The sequence below is a fragment of the Rania fehmarnensis genome (genome assembly GCF_056494185.1).
The window spans coordinates 4,966,690-4,992,439 of the sequence record NZ_CM151398.1 but is presented as its reverse complement, the minus strand read 5'-3'; the positions used below and the strand labels follow the sequence as shown (position 1 = coordinate 4,992,439).

Below are 25,750 nucleotides of genomic sequence, written 5' to 3'. Positions count from 1 at the left end.
CTAAGCCTGGTCGGGCGTTTCTTTGGCTTTGGACAGTTGAGAGTTTAACATCTCAATGGGGATCGGGATACCTTTGAGTACCCCTTCCACCACCATTTGGTTTCTTACGAATCCCTGGAACTTGGTAAAGACAATCCGGCCGCGTCGCAGACGGGTCATTTCGCAGGCCAGTACTAAGCGATCACCAGGGATGACCGGGTCACGGAAGCGAACATCTTCCAGTCCGCCAAAGCCCACCATGGCCGCGCCGAGCAAATCAAACTTTTGAGAGAAGTAAGAGCACATTTGCGCGGCGGCTTCGAGCATCATCACGCCGGGCATCAGTGGCATATTGGGCATGTGTCCGCGCACCCAGAATTCATTCAGAGTGACGTCCTTGTACCCAACACAAACGTGACGCTCCAAGTCCTCGTGAATAATCGCCGTCAACTGTTCCATTTCGAAACGTTGCGGGTTGTATTTACGAATCTCGGCCACATCCGCAATAATGTTGGAGAAATCCAACGTTGCGGGATCGATAATCAGCTCGCGCACCGCCACAGACCAGACTTTCCAGAGTCGCGGGTTTAAGTACGAACCTTTTTACGCTTTGCCTTGCGAGCCTTGGCATTGGCCGGTCGCTGGCCGTGGTTAGCTTTCTTCAATTTATGATGTGGCTTGGTCATCGCTTCCTCTAGAATTCGTATACTGTGGCACTAGTTATCTGGCACTAGTTATCCTGCACTGAGACTCTGTGCGAGTCCCTAGAGTAGCAGGTAGTGGCTCCGGCGAAAAGATATCTCGGCAACGATTTGATAAAGGGTCGACATCTATGGGACTTCTACGTGGCCTTTTCGGTCCCGATATCCGCGAAATCTGGCAAAAACTGTGCGCCGAGATCGGCGGCAATTTCGTCGAAGGTGGGGTTTGGCAGGGTGATCGAGTCAACGTCATCCATAATCAGTGGACGATTACGCTGGACATCTACCACGTGCACACTGGCAAAGTTCCCGTGGCTTTTACCCGTCTGCGGGCGCCCTATGTAAATCCAGATCAATTTCGATTCCGTATCACTCGCCAAGGAGTGCTGAGCACCTTGGGCAAAATGTTCGGCATGCAAGATGTCGTGGTGGGCCACGCCGGCTTTGACCGCGAGTTTATCATCAAAGGTACAAGCGAAGAAAAGTTGAAAGCCCTGTTTGCCAATGAACAACTTCGTCAGCTTTTGATGGCTCAGCCCGATGTTCACTTTCAAGTTCAAGATGACGAGGGCTGGCTGGGCCCAGACTACCCAGCCAATACCGACGCGCTTCTGTTCCTGGTCAAAGGAATCGTCGACGACGTCGGCCGTTTGAGAAGTTTGTTTGATCTGCTGGCGGTGACCCTGGACCAACTGTGCCTGATCGGCTCAGCCTACGAAGGCGAGCCACCGATGAAGCTCTAGTCACCTCTCCATGCGGAGCATTGGGAGGTCGGAGCCAGCGTAAGCTAGGCTCCGGGAGGGGTAAGTCCACAAGGTTTGAGTTGAGAGTATTATCATGCAGTGGCAGGACTTAATCGGGCACGCACGTCAGAAGGAATGGTTCGAGCGCGCGGTAGCCCGAGGGCGACTGGCGAATACTTTTTTGTTCTTGGGGCCAGAGGGTGTAGGCAAGCGTACGTTTGCCAGGCTGTTAGCTAAGTCGCTGCTGTGCCATCGTTGCCCACCCGACAAATTGGAACCGTGTGGCGCCTGTGAAGATTGTGCCCAAGTCGACGCGCGAACGCACCCTGATCTAATCGAAGTTTCCAAACCAGAAGACAAAGCCACGCTGCCACTCGAAGCGATCATTGGTCCACCGGAAGCTCGGCGTTCCGAGGGCTTGTGTCACGATATCGGTTTGCGGCCATATAGTGGCCGCCGCAAGATGGCGATTCTCGATGACGCAGACTTTCTGGCCGCCGAAGGTGCCAACGCACTCTTAAAGACGCTGGAAGAACCCCCGCCCGATTCGGTTTTGATTCTGTTGTCTGCTAGTCTGCAAAAGCAGCTGCCCACCATTCGATCTCGCTGCCAGGTAGTGCGCTTTCAGCCGCTGACCGCTCCGCAGTTATCAGAACTGATTCTGCGCGAGAACATTGTGGATTCGCCCGCTCGAGCCCTCGATATTGCTTTGCAATGTGATGGTGGATTAGCGATGGCCCGCACACTGGCGGATGAAGCCCTGGCCAACTTTCGGCAAGACTTGCTCGAGCGATTGTCGGCCACCCAGCTAGACTTCATCGACTTGGGCAAGACGGTCGGTGCGCTGACGGATGCAGCCGGTAAGGAGACGATCCTGCGCCGCCCGCGAACCAAGCTGATGCTGAAAATGACAGCCGACTTTTATCGCGAGCTAACCATGCATTTGCAGGGTGGTCCGCCTAGCGCGGACCCACAGCTGCAGCAGGCCATCACGCGACTTGCCAGCCACTGGACCGGGGGTGTCTCCGCCGCCATCCATTGCTGGACACGCAGCCTGGAAGCCGTCTCGCAAGTCGATCGCAACGCCAATCAAACCGCCTTGCTGGAAGACTGGAGCGCCAACCTGGCGAGCCTCAGCCGCTGCTAGTCACCTCTCCCAGCGAAGCTGGGGGAGGTCGCAGACGAGGCGTTTAGCCGAAGTCTGCGGGAGGGGGCCGGTGCTACGCAAGATTTCCGCGACACAAAACACCTGTACTGCCAAGACCCCTCCCGAATCTCGCTTTGGCTCGATTCGACCTCCCCATGCTGCGCATGGAGAGGTGACGCAGACCGTAGCCGAAGTCGCCAGGCTTTGGACGCGTTACCGATTGCCTTCCAATCTCTGGCGAGATCGGCTACATGCCAAGACCCCTCCCGAATCTTGCTAGCGCTCGATTCGACCTCCCCAAGGCAAAGCCTTGGAGAGGTGACCGTGCCTTGTCAATCTGCGGGTTAATTGGGATGCTGGCGAGCGGTTCACATCTAAATGAACGTCACTTGATCTGAGTAACCTGATGATGATTGCTACGCAAACTAACGTCCGCTTGGCTGAAATCGAAGAAAAAGTCCATAACGGCCAGCGGCTGACTAAAGAAGATGGCATGGTGCTGTTTGATCCAACAACGCCCCTGGCCGAGGTTGGACGACTGGCCAACATCGTGCGTGAACGGCTGCACGGAAATGTGGCTTATTACAACATCAACACGCACCTGAACCCGACAAATGTTTGCGTTTATCGCTGTCGGTTCTGCGCTTTTCGCGCCGACTTGCGCGACGCGCGTGGGTACGTGATGAACGATCAGCAGATCCTGGAGCGCGGTCGCGAAGCGGTCGATAACGGCTGCACCGAAATGCATATCGTGGGCGGGTTGCATCACAAGATGCCCTACGAATGGTACCGAGGCATCCTCAGCCAACTTCATGGCGCGTACCCAACTTTGCATTTGAAAGCGTGGACGCCGGTCGAGATTAACTGGTTCGAATTCCTGACCAAGAAGAGCACCAAAGCCATCCTGGAAGACCTTCGCGAAGCAGGTCTGGGCAGTTTGCCAGGTGGTGGCGCAGAGATTTTTCATCCGGAAGTTCGCGATCAGCTGTGCGAACACAAGGCCAACGCCCACAAATGGTTTGAAGTCCACCGCGCGGCCCACCAGATCGGACTGCGCAGCAACTGCACCATGCTCTACGGCCACGTCGAGACCGCTTATCATCGCATTGATCACTTGCTTCGCTTGCGTGAGTTGCAGGACGAAACGGGTGGCTTCCAGACTTTTATCCCGCTAGCTTTCCATCCCGACAATACCAAGCTGGATCATATCGCTAAGCCGTCGGGCCTGGTGGACCTGCGCGTGATGGCCGTCAGCCGCTTGATGCTCGATAACGTACCGCACATCAAAGCCTACTGGATTATGCTGGGCATCGAAACGGCACAGCTTGCGCTTAGCTACGGTGCCGATGATATCGACGGTACCGTGCGGCACGAACTGATCTATCATGATGCCGGCGCTACGACCCCGGAGATGTTAAGCGTAGAACGCATCTGCCAGTTGATTTCCGAAGCCGGCCGCGATCCAGTCGAGCGCGATACGCTCTACCACCGCATCGAGCGCGACCCCAACGACATGCGTCAGTGGCGACGCATGACCCACGTAGCCGAGTCTCTCCGAGACTCGAACTGATCAGCGTCTCGGAGAGACGCTGCTACGTGACCCACGTAGCCGAGTTTCTCCGACACTCGGTATTAGCATCGTTCAGCATCGTCACGTCCACCTTTAGTGGCTCAGCGTCTCGGAGAGACGCTGCTACGTGGCATTACTTCTTGAGCGATGTCAGCTTGGTGTCGCTGCCATCTTTGCTAGGGCCAGCCGTCTTCAAGGCGGCGACCAATTCACTTTTGGTGAAGGTACCGTTGAGAATGATCGGCTCGGCATCGGGGTCCGCTGGATAGATCACCAGGAACGGAATCACCGTGGTACCGGAGAGTTCTTCCAGCTTGGCATCGATCTCCGGTGAGGACTCGGTCTTGTCGGCCAGTAGTGGAGCGACACCGTTTTGTTTAATGACTTCCACGACGCTGGGTACTTCGATTGCCAGGTGCGTATTGGCCTGGCAATTCAAACACCAGTTGGCGGTGAAATCAATCATGACCGTCTTGCCTTCGCGGCGTAGCTCGGCCAGTTTGGCTGCGGAGTACGGCTGCCAGGGCAAGTCGGCGCGGTTGGGGCCCAGCCATGAAAAGCTGATCATGCCCCACACCACGGCTACAGCGATCGCCGCACTCCATGTCTTCACTTTGACATGACGATCTGCATAAATGGGCACCTTGCCAATCAACCAGCAAGCGAACCAAACAGCGATCAGGGTCGAGAACGTTGCTATGCGATAATCGCTGCCGATGGCTGCTACGAAGTAGACCACGGTTAGTAACAGCGGGAACGACAAGCCTTCTTTGAGCGTTTCCATCCAGGCACCTGGCTTGGGTAGCATCTTGACCATGCCTGGATTGAGGCACAGCACCAAGAACGGCAAACCCATGCCCAGTCCTACCATCGTATAAACCACAAACACGCCGATTTGATCCAGCGTGACGGTTACTGCAAACACGAAACCTAGGAAGGGACCTGAGCATGGCGTGGCCAGGATGGTAGTGAACAAGCCTTTGGAAAAGGCACCGATGACGCCTTCGCGTTCCATCAGTTGATTTGATTTGTAGCTTGTGGCAAAGCCGGGAATGGGAATTTCCCAAACCCCCAAGAAACTCAAGGCCATCGCAAACACCAGGGCGGCCATGGCTAGTTTGAATTCGAACTTTGTAAATTGTTGACCCCAGCCGAATGAATTCTGGGTAGCGACGGTGATGCCCGCCAAGACCCACATGACGGTGCAGATGCCCAGTACATAAGCCAGGTTCAGTTTGACAATGTCACCGCGCGAACTTCCCGCTTGCTCCACAAAGCCCAACACTTTCAGGCCAATCACAGGCAGTACGCAAGGCATGAAGTTCAGAATGAATCCACCCATCAGCGCGAACAGAATGGTCATGAAACTCAAGCGGCCCGTTTCCAGACCCCCGGTCGCTTGACTGGAAGCGGTCGACGCTACTCCGCTTTGGCCCTTGGTGGCAGTGGACTCTGTGTCGCTTTTGGCATCAGCCGCATCGAAGTCAATCCAAGAACCCAGGTTGGGTTGCTTGGCGGCCAGATTCGATTTGGCAGCCTGCACGGTGAAGGCGGCCATGGGCGTGGAACCTGGTGCGCTCACAACTTTCAAGGTTCCCGTGGCAGAAATGCCTGCCGGCGGATCGCAAGTGCTATCGTTACAAGTCATGAACCCGAGCGTCACTTCCAATTCTCGATCGCCCTCTTTTGCGTCGGCCGGAACGCGTATAGGGATCTGCCACTGGACGTTGCCGTCATAGTATTTGGCTTCAACTCCTGCTGCCGAAGTGCTATGGGGTGAACTGTTGGCCGTCGGCTTACCCCACAAGACGTCCGCTTCTTTTGTCGGCACGATCAATGTTTTGAATTGCGAATCAGTGTTGCCAGGCACGTACTCGTAGATGTGATACTCCGGATCCAATTTGACTTGGATCACCAGTTCCGCTTGTCCACCAGGTTTTACTTCCGCCGGTCGCAAATAAACGCCAATGTCAGCATGTGTTTTGGGTGCGCGGAAAGATTGAATGGCAACTTCGGCAGGAGCGGCTACGTATTTCGCGACTAGTGTTTCACGAATTTCATTGCATACGTCTGAACAGATCAGGCCATCGTACTTGACTTTCAGTTCACTTTGGCCCGGGGTGAAGTCCGTTGTGAATTCCAGGGGAGCCGTCCATACTACCCGCTCGTGATGTTCTTCAACCGGCACGCCGGGATAGAGATCGGTTTGCGAAATCTTGGGCGGGGCATCGCTAGTGAATGGGCCGGCCAGCTTCACACCTTCGGTGGCCAGCTTCATAACCGATTTCTTCGGTCCGCCTGCAGGTTGCGTGACCGAGTAGGTGTGCCATGGTTCGCTGAGCGTGGCGGTCACGATTAATTGACCGCTCTTGCCATCGGCTGAGCTGGTGTATTCGGCTGTCAATGACATAGGACCGTCGGAGGCCGCGGCCGGAGCTGGAAAACCGCCCGTTGACTTGCCTACTTTGGTAAATGGACTGGCCGAGTCTTCAGCGATCACCTCGGATTCGATGGGACTTTCGTCAGCGCTTGCCGGGCCAGCATCTTTGGTCGTGGATGATTTAGGTGGAGCTGCCGCTTCGGCTGGCACCTCGGGCACATTCAGAGAGCTCAAGTCCAGGCCAATTCCATCGGCCTGCTTCTTGATGGCTTGCCCAAATGTTGGCGCTACCAGCAATGTCAAAATGGCCAGCAAGCATAGAATCGGTGGCCTGCTCATGCGCGAAAGGTCGGATGTCACTGCGCAGCCTGAGGTCGCCAGCCAAGAAACCAGGCGTTTAGCAATAATCATGGGCAGTCCCTTGGTACTCGAAAAGAGTTGCGAGCTCGAACTAATGGTGCTCGCCAATACTTGCTATACTATTTACCCTCGGATCGGTGCCCGGGTCAACGTGGGCTCTGGCTAGCTCCCAGCTAGCTCCGATGGTTCCCATAGCATTCCATTAGCTTCGTCGTCGACTAATTTGTCCGCCATGGTCTAAGTCACTTAGATCCAGTAACGCCGCTTTGGTTACGCCAACGCGCCACTTTGGTTCTAGTCCTTATCGACCGATTTCCAATCCTTTGCCAACTCTCGTACGCGAACTTATTATGCCAAATTTCAAGTGGGGCATGGGCCCGCAACTTGCGTCTTGCCTAATTTGCCTGGTCTTCGCCAACCTCGGGCTTATGCCAACTCCTGCGTCGGCTGCGGAGCCTGTCAAGGCGAGCGACTGGGTTCAACTGTTCAACGGAAAAGACCTAACCGGGTGGCGACCCAAAATTCGTCATCATCCGCTGGGCGAGAACTATGGCAACACCTTTCGGGTCGAAGACGGCCTGCTGAAAGTGCGATATGACAAGGATAAATACGAAAAATACGACGAGAAGTTCGGTCATTTGTTCACTGAGCAGTCGTATTCGCATTACCGTCTGCGAGTTGAATACCGTTTTGTGGGTGAGCAATGCCCCGGAGGACCCGGTTGGGCGCTGCGCAATAGTGGCATGATGCTCCACTGCGAGGATCCAGCGGGAATGGACTTGGACCAGGATTTTCCTGCTTCGATTGAATATCAATTGCTGGGCGGAAATGGTAAAGAAGCCCGCACCACAGCCAATTTGTGCACGCCGGGCACCAATGTCGTGCTGGGAGACAAGTTGTTTCTACCCCATTGCACCAACTCGACATCCAAGACATATCACGGCGAGCAGTGGGTCACCGCTGAGGTGGAAGTACACGGAAATGGCAACGTGGACCACATCATGGAAGGCCAGAAAGTGCTCAGTTATTCGCAGTCTCAGTTGGATGAGCGCGATGAACATGCCAAGAAGCTGGCCGCTGCCCAGGGTGGCGTAATGTTGAAAGCTGGGTACATTGCTTTGCAATCCGAAAGCCACCCCATCGATTTCCGCAAAGTAGAGATCCAAATCCTTGATGCCCCCTGATCCCGCCGAACTTCCCCCCAGCCAGTCGCTGGCCGAAGCCATCGCGCGCTTGAATGATTCTGGCCTGGGCTCGCAGCCTGTGTCATCTGAAACGGACGATGCTGAGCCAGCCAGCCAGCCGGAGCGGTCCGATCCAACGACCGCTGAAGATCCAGAATCGCCACCTACGACACTGCCGGCAAAAATCGTAGTCAACGCTCAGCAGCTAACGCAGCTGGACGCTTACTGCCAGGCGCTCTGGAGCCTCAACGAATTCATCAACCTCACGCGACATACCAACTATGACTTGTTTGTGCGGCGCGATTTGCTGGACACCTACCAACTAGCCCAGTTCATTTTGCCCGGCGAGGAAGTTCTTGACCTGGGCACCGGCGGTGGCGTGCCTGGCATCCCACTGTCCATTCTGCGACCTGATGTAAAAGTCAGCTTGTGTGACAGCGTGGGCAAAAAGGCTAAGGCCGTCGATCAACTGGTTCGCGATCTCAAACTGCCGATCTATGTCCATGCCGCGCGAGTTCAGGATGTACTTGAAGAAGTCAGCTTTGATACGCTGGTAACGCGGGCGGCCGGTTCGGTGACCCAGTTGTGCAATTGGTTAAAGGAGTATTGGCACTGCTTCAATCGCTTGCTGGCCATCAAGGGCCCCAAGTGGGTTGAAGAGCGCGGCGAAGCCCGGCATCGCGGCGTGCTGCACGGCATCCGCTTGCGGCGCATACACGGATACAAAATGCCCGGCACCAAGAGCGAGTCGGTAATCCTGCAAATGGAGAAACCACGCTAGCGCCGCCAAAGGTGCACGGATCAAGTCGACTCGCACCCACGGCACTTTGAAAAAACCAAAGTATTAGACGGAAAGATTTAATTAAAGCCAGATCGCGTAAGTTCTTCGCTGAGCATACAACTGAACAGCCGCGCGACCGGCCTATCACCGGATTTAGTCAACGATAACCACCACGACCAAGTAAGCCATGTCAAGTTACTCACTAACGCACCTCAAGCAGCTCGAAGCCGAGAGCATCCACATCATTCGCGAAGTGGCCGCTGAATTCAAGAATCCAGTCATGCTGTATTCGATCGGCAAAGATTCCTCTGTGATGACGCATTTGGCGCTGAAGGCTTTCTATCCTGACCGGCCGCCGTTTCCTTTTTTGCATGTGGACACGACCTGGAAATTCCAGGAGATGATCGCCTTTCGTGAGGAGTACGCCCGCAAGGAACTTGGATTGAACATCCTGGTGCACATCAACCAGGAAGGTTTGAAACTGGGCATCGATCCAGCTGAAAACAGCGAAAAGCACACCGAGGTCATGAAGACCGATTCGCTCAAGCAGGCTCTGAACAAATACGGATTTGATGCCGCCTTTGGTGGCGCTCGGCGCGATGAAGAGAAGTCACGCGCCAAAGAACGCGTGTTTTCCTTCCGCGATAAATTCCATCGCTGGGATCCTAAGAATCAACGTCCTGAATTGTGGAACCTATACAACGCCAAGGTTAACCCCGGCGAAAGTATTCGCGTCTTTCCGATCAGCAACTGGACCGAGCTGGATGTATGGCAATACATTCACTTGGAAAAGATTCCGATTGTGCCTTTGTACTTTGCCGCTGATCGCCAGGTCGTCGAGCGTGGTGGCACACTGATCATGAAGGACGACGAGCGATTGACCCTGCAACCGGGCGAAGAGTTGATTACCAAGCGAGTTCGATTCAGAACGTTAGGTTGTTATCCGCTGACTGGCGCGGTCGAATCCGATGCGAACACGCTTCCGCAGATCATTCAAGAAATGTTGTTAGCCAAAACCAGCGAGCGTCAGGGACGCATGATTGACAAAGATGCTGGCGGCGCCGGCATGGAAGAAAAGAAGAAGCAAGGTTACTTCTAGTTTTTTTGCAGCCATCGTTCACAGGCAGTTTGACAACTCCCACACAACCATCGCATCTGAAGACACTATGAGCCATCAAAGCGACTTGATCGCCACCGATATCGAATCCTACCTCGCCCAGCATGAACGCAAAGAGTTGCTCCGCTTTATCACCTGCGGTAGCGTCGACGATGGCAAGAGCACGCTTATCGGTCGACTCCTGTACGACTCTAAGATGTTGTACGAAGATCAACTGGCCCAGTTGGAATCCGAATCGAAGGTTCACGGCACCACTGGCGGTGGCTTTGATCCGGCGCTGGTTACCGATGGACTGAAGGCTGAACGCGAGCAAGGCATCACGATTGACGTTGCTTATCGCTACTTCTCAACCGCCAAGCGCAAGTTCATCATCGCTGATACGCCGGGCCACGAACAATATACGCGCAACATGGCCACCGGCGCGTCGACGGCTGACCTGGCAATTATTCTGATCGACGCGCGGTACGGAGTCCTCACGCAAACTCGGCGCCATAGTTTCATCGTGTCGCTGCTGGGCATTCGTCACGTGGTGGTGACGATCAACAAAATGGACCTGGTCGGATTCAGCCAAGCGCGGTTCGACGAGATCTGCGACGAATACCGCGACTTTGCCTCGCGCCTGGATCCCGATGATTTGCACTTTATTCCCATCTCGGCGCTCAATGGCGACAACGTCGTCGATCCGAGCCCGAATATGCCGTGGTACCACGGCAGTACTTTGATGAGTTTCCTGGAGTCTGTTTACATTGGTTCAGACCGTAACCTCCAGGATTTTCGTTACCCAGTGCAGTACGTGAACCGACCGAACCTCGACTTCCGCGGTTTCTGTGGCACGATTTCGTCGGGCATCATTCGCAAAGGTGACGAAGTCATGGTCTTGCCCTCGCGGCGCAAGACGCATGTCAAACAAATTGTCACCATGGATGGTGAGCAAGAAGAAGCCTTCGTGCCTCAATCGGTGACGCTCACCTTTACCGATGAAGTGGACTGCTCGCGGGGCGATATGATCGTCAAGCCCGGCAATGTGCCCAAGATGTCACACGACTTCGATGCCATGTTGGTCTGGATGAGCTCCGAGTCGATGGTGCCGGGTAAGACCTACCTCTTTAAACACACCACATTGACTACCACCGGTCAGATTGAATCGCTGCGTTATCGCATCGACGTCAATACGATGCACAGTTCGCCTGCGCCTGATTTGCAGCTGAATGAAATTGGTCGTTGCACCATTACGCTCAGCCAACCGATCTTCTACGACGCTTACAAACGCAATCGGTCAACGGGGGCCTTCATCATTGTCGATCGCATTTCCAATGTGACCGTGGGTGCGGGCATGATTATGGATCGCGAATTGTCTGCCCACTCCAAGCTGCCTGCTTGGGAAGTTGATTCGGCAGTCTCGGCAGGTAGCGAAACGACCGCGGTGAAAGTTGTAACCGGGGCCGAACGCGAAGCCCGCTTTGGTCAAAAGCCCACGACGATCCTGCTGACGGGCCAGAGCGGTTCAGGCAAGTCCACCATTGCTCGCGGCGTTGAGCGCGCCTTGTTCGACCTTGGGCGCACAGCCTTTGTGATGGACGGCGAAATGCTCCGCAGCGGCTTGAGCAATGATCTGGAGTTCTCGCTGGCCGATCGAGCCGAGAACCTGCGGCGCTCCGCACATATTGCCCGCATGCTGAACGATAGTGGGTTGATTTGCGTCATCGCCATGGTGGCGCCCGATGACTCCATGCGTCAGAAAGCCGGCGAAGTCGTTGGCCCCGAGCGATTCTTGGTCGTGCATTGCGATGCGCCACTGGAGGTTTGTCAGCAGCGTGATCCGGGCGGTCGACAGTCTGAGACCGATTACGCGCCGCCCACTTCTGCCGATCTGCGCCTCGACACCGCCGGCTCGCCGATTGAAGAGAATGTCGAGCAAGTGATGAATCTCTTGCGCGATCGAAAGATCCTTCGCTAAACAGCTATGTGGCCTGCCGATCAATATCAGTTGCTGGACTTTGGTCGAGGCCGCAAACTCGAACGCTTTGGTCGACTGATCCTGGATCGCCCTTCGCCCGCAGCTGAGTCCTGGGATCGCGTCCAGCCATCGCTCTGGAGTCAAGCGGATTTGCGCTTGAGCGATGAGGAGACATGGCCAGCCATCGATGATTGGTTCGTAGATTATCGGGGTGTAGTCTTCAAGCTGCGTTTAACTCCCTTTGGGCACGTTGGCTTATTCCCCGAGCACGAGCAACACTGGAACTGGCTACGCGAGGTTACCTCGCGCACAGCGCCAACAGGGCAACTGCTGAATCTATTCGCCTACACCGGTGGAGCGTCACTGGCCATGGCGGCTGCTGGTTGGAGCGTGGTTCATGTCGATTCCTCGGCGCCCACGGTGGCATGGGCGCGCGAGAATGCGGCGGTGAGTAATCTGCAAACCGCACCGATTCGGTGGATAGTCGAAGATGCACGTGTCTTCGCCGCCCGTGAATTGAAACGGGGCCGAAAGTACGCCGCGATTTTGCTGGACCCGCCCAGCTATGGTCATGGACCCAAAGGCAATGCTTGGAGCATCGGCCGCGACTTGCCTGAGCTGCTGGATATGTGCTGTCAGTTGCTTGCCCAGGGTGGAACACTTATGCTGACAGGACACAGTGCCCAGTTACCCTTCCCCAAATCGCATCTGCAAAAGTGTCTTCGACTGCATGGACACGGCCTGGAAACAGTAGCAGACGGTCGCACTTCGCTCAGCGACCTGTCAGGCAGAAAGTTGGATTTTGGTTGGTACCTGCGCGCGACCACAAAATGATAACCCCACCCATCACTACTCTCGAATCTCAATTCTATTCCCATGCGATTTCTTATTCTGTTCCTCGCGTTCAGCGCGCCCTTGATGGCTCAAGAGCACTTCGTCGAGTTGAAACTGAGCGGTTCACCCGACAAAGCATCTCGGGTCAGCATCGCTCCGGTTGGTGATGCGCCCAATTTCGACATCAAGTCGATTGCACCGGAGCGCGCGACCATTCGCAAGACTTCACGCGGTGAAGAGTACTTTTATGTAGCTGAAGATTTTCGGCTGAAGTTATCCGGCACTCCGGTTCGGGTGACCATGTCGCAAGGCATCGAATCGATCCCACAAGAACTTATCTTCGACGGAAAAGATGAAGCCAAGCCAGTCAATGTTCAATTGCAACGCTGGACGGATATGGCGGCTCGGAATTGGTACTCGGGTGATTCGCATATTCACATCAACACAGGCGGGCCCATTCGAGCCACGATCGGCGATGCGTTGCTGGCCGGTCGCGCAGAAGGCGTCAACTATTTGAACTTATGTGTCTCGAACAATCTTGGTGATGACCTGCGTGATGCGGATCGAGTTACTGGTCGCTTGGAACCTGAATCGACCGAGCACGTGCTGCTGTCTTATGGCGAAGAGATGCGTAGTTCCATCTACGGGCATATGCAGTTCTTTGGTATCAAGCAAGTAGTGCTGCCGCAGTACACGGGGTTTGATAACACACCCAATCATCTTGACTTTCCGTGTAACTACACCATGGCACGCGAGGCGACCGAGCAGGGCGGAGTGGTTACTTATGGCCACCCCATGCTCAAAAATTCTCCCGATGCGTTTGGTACCAAGCTGACAGACGCTAACGGTGCCGCCCGCGAGCTACCGATCGATGCTGCCTTGGGAGTTGTGCAGGCGATGGACTTGATGAGCTACAACTGCGACAAACACTTGTCGAGCGATCTTTGGTATCGACTGCTCAACTCGGGCATCAAACTATCGGCGTGCGTGGGTACCGATGCGCTGTTGGATCAGTCGACCGATCCTTTGGGCGGCGCACGGGTTTATGCGCATGCACCGGATGGCTTGACGATCCCAAATTGGTTGGGTGCACTTAAGGCGGGACGAACGTTTGTCACCAATGGTCCTATGCTGGAACTCACAGTCAACGACCAGCTGCCTGGCAGCACGGTAGCGTTGAATGAAGCTCAAATGATACGAGGCCGCATCCTGCTACGCAGCCTGGTGGCGGTCGATACTCTGGAGGTCATCGTCAACGGTAAAGTTGCTCAGCAGATCCCAATACCGGTTGTAAAGAGCGAATTGCTCAAATCGGATGACTTCCGGCCGCTGGAATTTGATCCACTCGATTTCGAGTTAACGTTGGAGAAAAGTAGTTGGGTGGCTGTGCGAGTTAGAGGCCCTGATGATGAGAGTTTGTTTGACGGACCCGCCTGGGCTCATACCAGTCCGATCTATATCGAGATAGCGGGCCAGCCCATTCGAGTAGCCGAAGATCGAGCCTTTTTTGTTGAGTGGATCGAACAGATGATTCGCGTTGTCAATACGCGCAATCGCTACCCCAGCGATCAGGCTCGCGAAGAAGTCGTGGCACTCTTTAGGAGAGCCCAGGAGTTTTATCGATAGGGTTGTAGAGCGGCTGTCCCCAGCCGCTCAGTACCCGGCAAGTCGCTTACCTGTAACGCTGGTCCATTGGTCCGACGTAGAGTGGCTCTCCATGGCCGCTCAGTCATAACGCTAGTCGTTTTCGGTCGGTAGCTCCCGTGGTTAGAGCGTTCTGCTATTTAAATGCAGAGACTCAGAGGATCGCAGCGAAGACGGCATTTCCTCTGCGGACTTCGCGGACTCTGCGTTTCAAAAAGGGATCAGCCGCTCAGCACCCGGCAAGTCGCTTACCTGTAACGCTGGTCCATTGGTCCCACGTAGAGCGGCTCTCCAGGGCCGCTCAGTCATAACGCTAGTCGTTCGGTCGGTAGATACGGTGGTAAGAGCGTTCTGTTATTTAAATGCAGAGACGCAGAGGATCGCAGCGAAGTCGGCATTTCCTCTGCGGACTTCGCGGACTCTGCGTTTCAATAAGGGGTCAGCCGCTCAGCACCCGGCAAGTCGCTTACCTGTAACGCTGGTCCATTGGTCCCACGTAGAGCGGCTCTCCAGGGCCGCTCAGTCATAACGCTAGTCGCTTTCGGTCGGTAGATACGGTGGTTAGAGCGTTTTGTTATTTAAACGCGGAGACGTAGAGGATCGCAGCGAAGACGGCATTTCCTCTGCGGACTTCGCGGACTCTGCGTTTCAATAAGGGGTCAGACGCTCAGCACCCGGCAAGTCGCTTACCTGTAACGCTGGTCCATTGGTCCCACGTAGAGCGGCTCTCCAGGGCCGCTCAGTCATAACGCTAGTCGTTTTCGGTCGGTAGCTCCCGTGGTTAGAGCGTTCTGCTATTTAAATGCAGAGACGCAGAGGATCGCAGAGAAGTCGGCATTTCCTCTGCGGACTTCGCGGACTCTGCGTTTCAAAAAGGGATCAGCCGCTCAGCACCCGGCAAGTCGCTTACCTGTAACGCTGGTCCATTGGTCGAAACATGGGTAAGGGGTTCGGAGCAGCTGAGGACAGCTGCTCTACTAACTTTCGCGGAGCGAAAGGAGACACTAGTGCAACTCGACGGTAACTTCTGTTGTGGCGGGAGAGAATTCGAAGGCTGCTGAGGAGAAATTGAAACCGCTCTGACCTGTTGAGGGGACGGTCGAGGAGGTCATGGTGATGCCTTGCTTCTCGGTGGCCGGGTCGACGGTTTCGTTGCCATCGAGATCTTGAAAGGCATAGATGGCGTACTTGCCATACGCAAGATTATTAATGATCCATTCAGCTTGTTGGTCGTTGATCGACAGGGTTTCGAGCCGAGTTGGTACAGATTGTTCGCTGAAGGTGACGGCATCGTACAACATAGCTACGACATCACCTTGGTTGCCCTCGCATCCGACGATATGGACCGTCAGCTTCTTGCCGCCAACCCAGGCATTGGAGCTGGGGCGACGCACGGCGCTGAACTCGGGCAACAATCGGAAATAACCCACTGCCCAAGCCAACGTGCTCACGATCAACCCGGTGGCCAATAGCCAGTTGCCTCGATTCTCGCGCCACACGCGGCGCATCTGCATACCGAGCGTTTCAGTTTTAAATTCCGTTTGAGGCATGAGTTCGTTTGTGGGTAGTACCGGGAGCCAAAAAAGTGATGAACGCGCTCTGGCAGCTTTTATCGACCACGTTTTATCTTAGGCAAGAGCGTAATATAGTCCACCAGTCTACCCATGGGCCCGGTGAGGCGAATTATTTTTGCTCAACCGCTTAGTTGCGATTCACCGTTGGCTGCATTACATTCTCAGTCAATCATGATCGGCTACTATTCGCTTGGAAAAAGGTTGCAAGATGTTGCGAGTTGGCCTGGTGGGCATCGGTTTCATGGGCTGGATTCACTACCTGGCCTACCAGAGAAGTCAGAAGTCCAAACTGGTGGCCTTCGCGTCGCGCGATCCAGGCAAGCGCAAAGGAGATTGGCGCGGCATCCAGGGCAATTTTGGACCTCCAGGCGAGCAGATTGATGTCAGCTCGATGCAGGTTTTCGAGTCGTTGGAAGAGATGTTGTCCGACGACCAAATAGACTTGATCGATATTTGCTTGCCACCACATTTGCATGTGCCCGCTGCGTGTGCCGCTCTGCGGGCTGGCAAACATGTCCTGTGCGAGAAACCTTTGGCACTGAATACCGCTGGCTGTGATCAAATTCTCGAAGAAGCCGCCGGAGCCGGACGTATGGTGTTGGTCGCGCAAGTTTTGCCATACATGGGACAATATCAAGCGGTCTACGAGATGTTGCAGGGCGGCGACTACGGCAAGCCGTTAGGCGGTTACTTCAAACGCGTGATCTCGCCACCGGATTGGATTCCCGACTTTTACGAAATGGACAAAGTCGGTGGACCCTTGGTCGACTTGCATGTACACGATACACACTTCATTCGTATGGCCTTTGGCATGCCTCAGCAGGTTATGTGCGTGGCCGAGATGCGCGGCGGGACCGTCAAGTTCTGCCACTCGCTGATGCGCTTCGACGATCCTCGCGTTATCGTTTCGACTTCCAGTGGTGTGGCCAATCAGACCACACGCCCCTTTACCCATGGACTGGAGATGCAGTTTGACAAGGCGACCATGCAGTTCGAGCTGGCTGTCCTCAGTGATGGGCTGGACGTGATGCCGCTGAAGATCATGACCAGCGATGGTCGGCTAATTCGGCCCGACTTGCCCGCCTCCGATGACATCTCCGCTTTTGCTGCTGAGATCGACGATGCGGCGGAAAGTGTGCGCCTGGGCGCTTCTGCTCCTAGGCTCGATGGTCGAATCGCGCGCGATGCCATTCATCTGTGCCAATGTCTGCAGACATCGGCTGAAACCGGACAGTGGGTCAACTGCCAGTAGAGACGCCCCTCCCGAATCTCGCAAAGCCTCGATTCGACCTCCCCAAGGCAAAGCCTTGGAGAGGTGACAGTCACCTCCCCCAAGCTCGCTTGGGGGAGGTCGCAGACGCGGCGTTCAGCCGTCGTCTGCGGGAGGGGGCAGAGCGTTACGTTAGACTCTTGCGTTAAAGGACTGACACTCAGGTTTGACCTCCCAAGGCAAAGCCTTGGCGAGGTGACAGTGAGCTCTCTGTGCCATATTCTGTTTAACCGGCACAAGCTGTTTATTCATCAATGTTTTGCATGCCTTCTAGTTCTATCATCGGCCAAGACGATAGCTAGCATTGCCTGAAAATGGTAGCGGTTGATAAATCGCTTTTCAATTCACACTGCTAGCGGAATGCGCCATGTCTGAAGAACGCGAACCCATCGACGGCTTTGAGAGCGCACACGAAGAAGAGTTGCGAATCAGTCGTCGTCGCCCAAAAGACGAATCGACCGCCCAATCACCGCTTGAGACGTACTTGCGGGAGATTAACGAGACGTCGTTGCTGACAGCCAAGGACGAGCGCGAGTTAGCAAAACTGATCGAGCAAGGTGATGTGCGTGCTCGAGATCGCATGGTGCGTGCGAACCTGCGCCTGGTAGTCAATATCGCTCGAGGCTATGTCGGTAAAGGCTTGAGCCTCCAAGACTTAATTGAAGAAGGCAACCTCGGGTTGCTGCGAGCTGTCGAGGGTTTTGACCCGGACATGGGCACACGCTTTAGCACCTATGCCAGCTACTGGATCAAGCAATCGATCAAACGCGCCTTGATCAATTCGGCCAAGACCATTCGAATCCCTGCGTATATGGTTGAGCTGCTGAGCAAGTGGCGTCGCGGTTCCGCACGCTTGAGCGAAGAACTTGGTCGCACCCCAACGGCCGAGGAAATCGCGCGTGTGCTGGGAGTGCCCAAGAAAAAATTGTCGATTATCAAGAAAGCGATTCAAGTTTATAACAGCGCTCCTCAAAGCGATCAGACCGACGCCGGCTGGTCTTTGGGCGAGATGGTTATGGACGAACGCTTGAAGGCACCCGACGAAGAACTACTCGATCACGACGTGCTGAGCACCGTACTGGAGTTGCTCGAAACGCTCGAATCGCGCGAAGCGACCGTGCTGCGTATGCGCTTTGGGCTCGGCATGCCTCAATCACATACGCTCAAAGAGATCGGCACTCAGCTCGGCTTGACGCGCGAACGCGTGCGTCAAATCGAAACGGAAGCCTTGGCCAAGTTGGCCGACGGACTGCGCGATCCGAAGGAACGAGCCGGCCTGGCTTGATCAACATAATAGCGGGAGGACTCGGCGGCTGGGAAAACTAGTCCGGGGGGATGATTTTTGCCGCCGCCGATCCTCTTCGCTTCTTTTCTATCGCGTCGCCGATCGACTCGTTTAACCCGTAGCCGCCAGGCGAGGCGCACCTGCTAACCAACGCCGCGTTTATCTGAGCGTCTGCGTGCTTAAGATAGAGACTCACCACTGCACGTGAACTCCTTCGTTTTCCTCGCCTGCGGCTACGGGTTAAACGATTAGCCGCCAGGCCAGGCCACCTCGGCTACGGGTAAACTTTGACGGTTGTGCCTGAAGTGCCAGTGGGCTTCTGCTCTGCTGGGTGCCGGGGCGCTCAATTCGGTGCAGCTAAAATTCCATACAACCGATTCTTCAGAAACAGGCCGCATGTGTAGGCGTAAGCCATGCACTCGGCTCATTGAATCTATTGGCAGCGAGGGATCGCTGCAACCCATTCGAAACTATTGCCAGGTAAAGCCATGGATGGCCGAAAAGCCCTGTTGCGTAGATTGCTGATCGCGACGCTAGCATGCACTAGCGCCCCGGGTTGGCTCGCAGCCGACGATTTTATTCGTCCACCCAGCAAACCGCGACTCACTTCGCCGCGGCCCGAACAGGCCATCAAACAGCCGGCCGCGCCACAGGTTTCACAGCCGGTCTCTCAGCCACCGGTCACACAGCCACCGGTTACACAGACAACCGGTCCGTCCGAACAGCCACCGGCTGTGGCAGCCCCCTTGCCAGTTCCCGCGGCTACACCATTCACCAGCGAACCGCAGACTTCATCCACTGCCGTAGTACCTACAGCTCTGCCCAGTACACTCGAGCTAGACGCACCCAGCGTACCTCAGGCTGTCCGAGCACAGGCTGGTAAGAGCAATACCAGCGAAGGCTCGCGCTCGCGCATTTCCGCTAGCCTGGCGTCGCGGCCGGCAAACGCTTCGATTCCTACGCAACCAGTTTCCAATCGCACTGCCAATGTTCCACAGTTAAATTGGCAACCACGCGGCGGAAACAATCAAGCAACCACAAGCAGTCGCTCTGCCAACCCGAGCAGCGAAGTCTCACCACCAGGCTCGGCAACTTCATCGGTCTTTCGACTACCAGTTAGCGCGCAGATTGCATCGCGATCGAGCGATGTACGCTTGGAACCAGAGCCGGTGGCAGAATCGATTCCAGTGGACGAAGAGAAATTGGCTCGTCAACAACTGGCCGAGCGCATCTCCAAACAACTAACTACTGTGCCAGTCGCGACGGGCACCAGCACAGCACCGATTGAACCGGGCGAAGGCTGGCAATCTATCGGTGACGAATTGAAAGCTCACGTTTCTCGCTGCGAGGAATTGCTGTCGCGCCGCGCTTACCTGTCTGCTGTAGAAGAAGCCAACCAAGGTATTCTACGATTGGCTCGGGCTCTCGACTTGCGCGAGAATCGCCCGGTCAGCGAACCAGCTTGGACAGCCGCACAACAAAGCTTCCGCGAAGCCTTGGACTTCACTCGCGTCGAAGGCATAGCCAACAATACGCACTTGCTGACCCAGCTTATTCAATCTCATGAAACCGATGTGCTGCGCGGTGCCAACATCGACGAACTAACACCGCTGGCCGCTGCTCAGCATTATCGTGCGCATGCCGAGGCTTGCCTGGTTGCTACATCCCAAGGGCACCCCTGGTTTAGCGAACTGTATTATTGTTTGGGACGGGCCATGCAGGCTCAAGCCGAAACCGCCCGCACGAAGTCCGACGTTTTGACGCTGCAAGCGTTATCGTACTTTCGCGCGGCAAGCGCTATTGATCCGTCCAATGCCACCAACTCCAACCAGCTGGCTTATGTGCTACTGCGTTTGGATCGAGCTAACGAGGCCATGTTGCAATTGCAGCAAACGGTCACTCTGCCGGGTTGTCCACTGGAAGCCTGGCAGAACCTGGTGCAAGCCAGTTCGCGTTTGGGCGACAGCCAAACGGAAAAGTGGGCCATCGATCAGTACATGACACGCAAAATGCAAGGTGCAGAACCGAGCGGTCCTGCCAATACGCTCCTGCAAGTGACACCTGAACAGTTTATGGCGATGAGTCCTCGGACAGTGGGACCAACGATGCCCATCAATGGTGCCACGTTTCCTGGGCCCATGATGGCGCCAGCGACCACCATGCCAATGGCGCCCGCGCCAGTACCAGCGCCCAGTGGTCCAGATCGGACTGCTAACAACTCAATCTTTGGAATCTTCCGCTAATGGGCAGCAACATGAGACATTGGACGATTGTGCTGCGTTGCACGGCTCTCCGAGTTGTTGTGCGACCAGCCGCATTAGTTCTCGGTCTGGCCACGGTCACAATAGGTCTGGTGGTCGGTCCAGCGGCTAAGGCGCAGACTTACTATCCGCAAATTGCTTATCAACAAGACTTGGGCAAGACCGCAGACGGCCCGGCTTCGTCGCGGCAAGCTGGCAAAGCTGCTCCGAAACCCGAAGAGTTACCAAGCAAAGCGGCCAAGCCCGTTAAGCCTGAAGATAATCGCCTGTACACACCGCCCGCGTCCAAACCTCCAGCATGGCAACTACCTCCTCACCTCGGTGGCAATTGCAACTTCGATGCGTGTAACTTGCCAGCTCAACATGATGCGCCCGTGGGACGTTGCCAGCCATGCATCCGTGCGATCGACTGCGCGAATTCACCGTATCCACAAAAATGGTGCGATGCATTGCCCTACAATTTCGGACCGCTAGCGCATGGGGAGCACATTGGACCTGTGCGTTTGCCATCGCTCAATCAACAACGCCTGCGCGTCAACGACAAACTGCGTTTTGTTTATACGCGCAACTGCAGCTTGCAATCCAATCCCTACCGTTTGATCGTCGGTGACGAACTGATGATTGAATCGGTGACCGAAGACAAAGTACGTCAAGGCGATCTGGCGACCAAGGGTGTGCAAATCCAACCCGATGGCTTCCTGTATCTGAAACAGGTTGGTGCGGTTCGCGCCGAAGGGCTCACGATTCAACAATTGCGCAAAAACCTGGAACAAGCCTATTTGGATATCGGCTTGAAAACTCCGGCCATTTCGGTCATGCCAGTCCGCACCAACGTGCGCTTGGATTACGTGCTGGCGTCGGTCGATACGCGTGGTAATGTCAGTGGTGGTCAAACGTACCAAGACACCGTTCACTCCGATGGTACTGTGCGTTTGCCGACCATCGGCTCGGTGTGCGTGCTGGGTATGTCGCTGGACGAAGTCAAACGCGAAGTCAACCTGCGCTACGCTGAAGAGGTTTGGGGTTTGGAAGTCGATGTGACGCTGGAACAGGAAGCATCGCACTTTGTCTTTGTCTACGGCGAAGTGAACAAGCCCGACCGTTATCAATTGCAGGGACCAACCTCGGTAACTCAAGCTTTGGCTTTGGCCGGTGGTATCAAAGTAGGTGGAAATGCTCGGACCGTGGTGATCTTTCGACGCACCGAAGACTGGCGACTGGTCGCCACACAACTCGATTTGCGCGGCGAACATCTCGGTCGCATCCTGACACCTAAAGACGAGATCTGGTTGCGCGATAACGACCTGGTTATCGTGCCGCCCATGCCAATCAAAGTATTTGATAACTTCGTCAAACTGGTCTTTACCGATGGTATCTACGGCATCGTACCATTCAGCGGATTCAGCATCACTCGCTTCCAGCAAGCCGGAATTAACTAATCGTATCGTAGAGGTCCATGAACACTTCGCGCAGGTTTCCTTGATGCCTGCGCAAGAGTTCTTCAACCTTCGCCGGTTCTAGTAAGTTCGAACGATTAGGGAAATTGTCCGGGACCAGTCGATCCAGCGTGGCCAAGGCGAGGTCCACGGTGATGCGTGTTTGAATTAGGGTTTCCAACCAAGTCGATTGATGCGTGGTGATGAGGATTCCTTGACCCCGCTTGCGCGTCACCAGCAACATCTTCAGACGCATCATCCACGGTATCTGTTCATAACCATCAACGACTAGTAATAGGTTAGGCTGCGTCGCGGTCTTCAATGCGCTGTGGACTAGTTGCAGACTGGGCAGTTTGCCGCGCAGCCTCAGCCAGATAATATCTCCAGCATGTAACTGGAAGTCGGGTAAAGATGTTTGCTCGTAAGCAGCGACCTTGCAGCGGACGGTGCCGAGCGTGGGGACGAAATGTTCCAGCAAAGTTGATTTGCCGGATCCATGTGGACCCACGATGGCTCCGCGACGGTCGAGTTGGTTGACGAATCGATCTCGCAGCGCGTCGAGCGTTCTAGTCTCGTCGCTAGCGATCCAAGCCAGTTCGCCTGGAGCTACGAAGCGCGTGGCAAACGGGTTAGACTTCCCGAGTGACATGACCAAGATAGAAAGGTTGTTCAGCGCTGATATCGCGACCACCTTTAAGGAACAATCGCAAGCGTACGCACCAGCGAATCTTTAACAGACGACCTTCGTAGCTGAGCGGGCACAATGGCAAGCGCGTGGAAAGCATGCGTGGTTCAGGCAACGGACGATCCATCAACTGACTGCCAGTCAAGCGTTCGAAATAATGAACGCCTATATCTTCAGAGCCTTTCCCCTCGGTCGACCAGAGCACTGAAGCCTCTAAACCATCGATGTTCTCAGCCGGAACGCGATGGATACTGAACTCAAAGTCCAGTGTGTCACCGGGCTCCAACCCAGGGTGCAGCGAAAGCAAACGAAGTCCTATGGCAGGTTCGGTGCGACGCGAACTACGCTCAATGGAGGATGAACCACGACGGGAAAACTTCGGCAAAACGATGGCCACCGAGTGCTGTCTCCTTCTACAACAACTTTCCAGACGATTGCATTATGCTGCCCCTGGAACGAATGCATCGTATCAGATGGTAGCCTGAATTGGCAATCGATTTCCAAGGGATGTTCGGGTTCCGCCCGACAATTCTCTTGTTCACTCACAATATGCCGCACTACTGGGACACGTTCGGTCCGCACGTCAGTGCCTTGCTGATAAGTGCTCTCTTCGTAACACACCACCGCCAAAGTCAGGCGGCGAAATGCGACGCGTCCATACTGACATAGATATAACGAGAATTCCTCGCCAGGCAACAATGGTATGTGACTAATTTCAGCAATGGTGGGCCCTAGCCCGCTAAGCCGGCGGAAAAGGTTGAAAAACCACCGTGCCGAGTAAAAGCCGATCACAGAAAATGGGATCAGTAGCACGGTCAAAAACCAGTTGGGCGTGCCCCGGGCAAAATATCCCACTGCAATCACCACCAGCACAGACAGTAATCCGTTCCAGGCTGCCGCAAACGAGAAACTTAATACGAGCGGTCCAATTTCACTGCGCTGGCCCGCTAGTCGATACGCCAGCCGTTCGCCCGGACTATCGGTAAAGGATTGTAAGCTGGGGGTATTGGGTAGTTCGTCCAAAGCCGTCGGGCCGCGCGATCGACGTTGATGTTGACGTTCAGCCTGCTGTGCCAGAGCCGATCGCAACTCGGGAGAGGCGACCGTTTGAACCACGCGCAAGATCAAACCGCTCAAGCCGATGGTCACAAAAGACAAGCTGGCGATGATCATCAGCCAGAAACCGAATCCAACGCGTATAATCTGCGACTCAGGCCACAACAGTTGCCGCGACCCGAGGATCGTAAGCGAGACAACGCCCAACAAAAACAGCGTTCCGAAGAAAGCCGCTTCGCCAGCGCTGCCCATCACCCACCAACCGCTCATGCGGCTCCCGCGCTTTTTACCAAACAATCGCACCAGTTTCGACACTCAGAGGCTCCTATGTCCTTACACCGCAATCCATCCATTGCGCCGGCCGCCACCCGCTTGCGCGCCTGTCGCAGACACACTTCGTCATGGGCTGTCCCTGGCAAACGCGTCGGGTTGGGATGGGCGATAGCCATCATACTGAGCTTTGGGCCGATCGGGACGGGGAGCGGTATTCTAAATTCGTTTTGCCAGGCTGGCGATTGGCCTCAAATTCTTGGTCCGGACCGGAGCGGTCAAGCCCTACAAGAGCCGGCCTTGGCCACTGATTGGAAAACTCAGCCGCCCAAAGTTCTGTGGCGCTTGCCGGCCGATCGCGGCTACTCAGGCGCAGCCATCGTCGGGCAAAAGGTCTTTGCTTTGGATCGACGAGCCGATCAGGAACGCCTCTCGGCCCTCGACCTGCAGAGCGGCCAACAACTCTGGCAAGCTACTTGGCCCGCCTCGTATCGCTCCGGCATTAATCCCGATAACGGTCCGCGGGCTGTCCCTTGTGTTGTAGGTGATCGCGTCGTGTGTTATGGAGCCGGTGGTGAACTGGTGTGCATCGCCACCGACAGCGGCAAGATCCAGTGGCAACGCCCTCTGCGCAAAGAGTTCAAAGCGGAAGATGGGTACTTCGGCGCTGGTACTTCCCCGATCGTCATCGGCAATGTGGTCATTGTCAACATTGGTGGCAAGCAAGCCGGCATCGTCGGCATCTCGCTCAATGATGGCCACGATGTGTGGAAGGCAACCAACTTTGATGCCAGTTACTCATCACCGATCGCAGTTGATGCAGGTGGAGTGCCCGCGGCGCTCGTGGTGACGCGCTTGCAGACTGTGCTGTTGCGCGCCGACGATGGCACTGTACTTGGTCAAACTGACTTTGGTTCGCGCGGACCAACGGTCAACGCCGCGACGCCGATCGGTATTGGCCCCAAGGGCTTCTTACTAACGGCCAGCTACGGCATTGGCACCAAGACTGTTTCTATAGCAGGTGGCAAACTGGTCGCCGACAAGAAAGATCCAGACCTGCTGGCTAGTCAATACAATACGCCAGTCTTCATCAAGAACTTAGTTGTCGGTGCTAACGGTCGCGAAGATATGGGCGGAGTGACTCTGCGTACCATCGATGTCGGCTCATTCAAATTGGTCGACGAACAACCGCTGCCCGGTCCCACCCATCTAATTGCAGTCGGTAATCAATTGCTGATGGTCAGCAACGACGGCACATTGCAAATCGCCTCCATTGCCGGCGGTACACCGAAGATCGAATCAACCTTCAAACTAACCGACACCGCCAGCGCTGAACATGTCTTTCGAGCCTTACCGGCATTCTCTAGCGGTATCTTCATTACCCGCTCAAGCAAAGAAGATGGCAGCGGCGGACAGTGGATCGCAGTTAACCTCCCACGCACTTGAACACCCGCGTAGCGGAACGCGTCAAGCGTTTCGAAGATCGCGTAGCGGAACGCGTCAAGCGTTTCGAGAA

General features: G+C 55.3%; 21 protein-coding genes. 14 read left to right on the top strand and 7 right to left on the bottom strand.

Translation table 11 applies throughout. The annotated features are described in order from the left end of the window. A complete protein-coding gene (locus SH573x_RS16875) occupies positions 1-540 on the bottom strand; it encodes a 3-hydroxyacyl-ACP dehydratase FabZ family protein (RefSeq protein WP_479348796.1) in 540 nt (179 codons plus the stop codon). A gap of 26 nt (positions 541-566) precedes the next feature. Further along, on the bottom strand, positions 567-665 hold the full coding sequence (locus SH573x_RS16870) for a 50S ribosomal protein bL37 (RefSeq protein ID WP_479348795.1): 99 nt from the start codon (positions 663-665) through the stop codon (positions 567-569). A gap of 146 nt (positions 666-811) precedes the next feature. Here SH573x_RS16870 and SH573x_RS16865 point away from each other — a divergent pair, with 146 nt between their 5' ends. The 3 genes from SH573x_RS16865 to mqnE all read left to right on the top strand — a co-directional run bounded on the left by SH573x_RS16865 (position 812) and on the right by mqnE (position 4,140). Then, complete coding sequence (locus SH573x_RS16865) at positions 812-1,423, top strand: hypothetical protein (RefSeq protein WP_479348794.1); 612 nt, start codon at positions 812-814, stop codon at positions 1,421-1,423. 94 nt (positions 1,424-1,517) lie between these two features. Further along, on the top strand, positions 1,518-2,570 hold the full coding sequence (locus SH573x_RS16860) for a DNA polymerase III subunit (RefSeq protein ID WP_479348793.1): 1,053 nt from the start codon (positions 1,518-1,520) through the stop codon (positions 2,568-2,570). A gap of 409 nt (positions 2,571-2,979) precedes the next feature. Next, positions 2,980-4,140, top strand: a complete 1,161-nt coding sequence (mqnE, locus tag SH573x_RS16855) for an aminofutalosine synthase MqnE (RefSeq protein ID WP_479356751.1) — start codon at positions 2,980-2,982, stop codon at positions 4,138-4,140. Positions 4,141-4,273: 133 nt separating this feature from the next. On the opposite strand, the gene SH573x_RS16850 is transcribed toward mqnE, so the two are convergent. Continuing rightward, positions 4,274-6,931 carry a protein-disulfide reductase DsbD family protein gene (locus SH573x_RS16850; protein WP_479348792.1) on the bottom strand — a complete coding sequence of 886 codons (2,658 nt, stop codon included), beginning with the start codon at positions 6,929-6,931 and terminating at the stop codon, positions 4,274-4,276. Between the two features lie 377 nt (positions 6,932-7,308). Here SH573x_RS16850 and SH573x_RS16845 point away from each other — a divergent pair, with 377 nt between their 5' ends. From SH573x_RS16845 to SH573x_RS16820, 6 genes are all read left to right on the top strand, one after another. Next, a complete protein-coding gene (locus SH573x_RS16845) occupies positions 7,309-8,064 on the top strand; it encodes a 3-keto-disaccharide hydrolase (protein ID WP_479348791.1) in 756 nt (251 codons plus the stop codon). Further along, positions 8,054-8,845, top strand: a complete 792-nt coding sequence (locus SH573x_RS16840) for a 16S rRNA (guanine(527)-N(7))-methyltransferase RsmG (RefSeq protein WP_479348790.1) — start codon at positions 8,054-8,056, stop codon at positions 8,843-8,845. The genes SH573x_RS16845 and SH573x_RS16840 overlap by 11 nt, the downstream gene beginning before the upstream one ends. Before the next feature lie 187 nt (positions 8,846-9,032). Continuing rightward, positions 9,033-9,944 (top strand): sulfate adenylyltransferase subunit CysD, encoded by a 912-nt coding sequence (gene cysD, locus SH573x_RS16835; protein ID WP_479348789.1) that lies wholly within the window; start codon positions 9,033-9,035, stop codon positions 9,942-9,944. Positions 9,945-10,011: 67 nt separating this feature from the next. Further along, a complete protein-coding gene (gene cysN / locus SH573x_RS16830; protein ID WP_479348788.1) occupies positions 10,012-11,919 on the top strand; it encodes a sulfate adenylyltransferase subunit CysN in 1,908 nt (635 codons plus the stop codon). A 6-nt stretch (positions 11,920-11,925) separates the two neighbouring features. Then, the gene (locus SH573x_RS16825) at positions 11,926-12,753 is read left to right on the top strand and encodes a class I SAM-dependent methyltransferase (protein WP_479348787.1); all 828 of its coding nucleotides are present in this window, start codon (positions 11,926-11,928) and stop codon (positions 12,751-12,753) included. Between the two features lie 42 nt (positions 12,754-12,795). After that, the gene (locus SH573x_RS16820; RefSeq protein ID WP_479348786.1) at positions 12,796-14,379 is read left to right on the top strand and encodes a CehA/McbA family metallohydrolase; all 1,584 of its coding nucleotides are present in this window, start codon (positions 12,796-12,798) and stop codon (positions 14,377-14,379) included. A 1,022-nt stretch (positions 14,380-15,401) separates the two neighbouring features. Here SH573x_RS16820 and SH573x_RS16815 read toward each other — a convergent pair. After that, positions 15,402-15,947 (bottom strand): DUF2141 domain-containing protein, encoded by a 546-nt coding sequence (locus SH573x_RS16815; protein WP_479348784.1) that lies wholly within the window; start codon positions 15,945-15,947, stop codon positions 15,402-15,404. Between the two features lie 232 nt (positions 15,948-16,179). Here SH573x_RS16815 and SH573x_RS16810 point away from each other — a divergent pair, with 232 nt between their 5' ends. The 4 genes from SH573x_RS16810 to SH573x_RS16795 all read left to right on the top strand — a co-directional run bounded on the left by SH573x_RS16810 (position 16,180) and on the right by SH573x_RS16795 (position 22,226). Further along, complete coding sequence (locus SH573x_RS16810; protein WP_479348783.1) at positions 16,180-17,223, top strand: Gfo/Idh/MocA family protein; 1,044 nt, start codon at positions 16,180-16,182, stop codon at positions 17,221-17,223. 385 nt (positions 17,224-17,608) lie between these two features. Continuing rightward, on the top strand, positions 17,609-18,526 hold the full coding sequence (locus SH573x_RS16805; protein WP_479348782.1) for a sigma-70 family RNA polymerase sigma factor: 918 nt from the start codon (positions 17,609-17,611) through the stop codon (positions 18,524-18,526). 488 nt (positions 18,527-19,014) lie between these two features. Continuing rightward, positions 19,015-20,769, top strand: coding sequence for a hypothetical protein (locus SH573x_RS16800; RefSeq protein WP_479348781.1), 1,755 nt, complete (start codon positions 19,015-19,017; stop codon positions 20,767-20,769). An 11-nt stretch (positions 20,770-20,780) separates the two neighbouring features. Beyond that, positions 20,781-22,226 (top strand): polysaccharide biosynthesis/export family protein, encoded by a 1,446-nt coding sequence (locus SH573x_RS16795; protein WP_479348780.1) that lies wholly within the window; start codon positions 20,781-20,783, stop codon positions 22,224-22,226. On the opposite strand, the gene SH573x_RS16790 is transcribed toward SH573x_RS16795, so the two are convergent. From SH573x_RS16790 to SH573x_RS16780, 3 genes are read right to left on the bottom strand one after another with little or no spacing between them, the layout of a single operon-like run. After that, the gene (locus tag SH573x_RS16790; RefSeq protein ID WP_479348779.1) at positions 22,219-22,872 is read right to left on the bottom strand and encodes an ATP-binding cassette domain-containing protein; all 654 of its coding nucleotides are present in this window, start codon (positions 22,870-22,872) and stop codon (positions 22,219-22,221) included. The two genes, SH573x_RS16795 and SH573x_RS16790, sit on opposite strands and share 8 nt — an antisense overlap. Then, positions 22,853-23,215, bottom strand: a complete 363-nt coding sequence (locus SH573x_RS16785; RefSeq protein WP_479348778.1) for a hypothetical protein — start codon at positions 23,213-23,215, stop codon at positions 22,853-22,855. Before SH573x_RS16785 ends, SH573x_RS16790 begins: the two co-directional genes overlap by 20 nt. Before the next feature lie 8 nt (positions 23,216-23,223). Then, positions 23,224-24,279 carry a hypothetical protein gene (locus SH573x_RS16780; RefSeq protein ID WP_479348777.1) on the bottom strand — a complete coding sequence of 352 codons (1,056 nt, stop codon included), beginning with the start codon at positions 24,277-24,279 and terminating at the stop codon, positions 23,224-23,226. Positions 24,280-24,291: 12 nt separating this feature from the next. Between SH573x_RS16780 and SH573x_RS16775 the strand changes: the two genes are divergently transcribed. Beyond that, positions 24,292-25,680 carry an outer membrane protein assembly factor BamB family protein gene (locus SH573x_RS16775; RefSeq protein WP_479348776.1) on the top strand — a complete coding sequence of 463 codons (1,389 nt, stop codon included), beginning with the start codon at positions 24,292-24,294 and terminating at the stop codon, positions 25,678-25,680. The last annotated feature ends 70 nt before the right edge of the window (positions 25,681-25,750 follow it).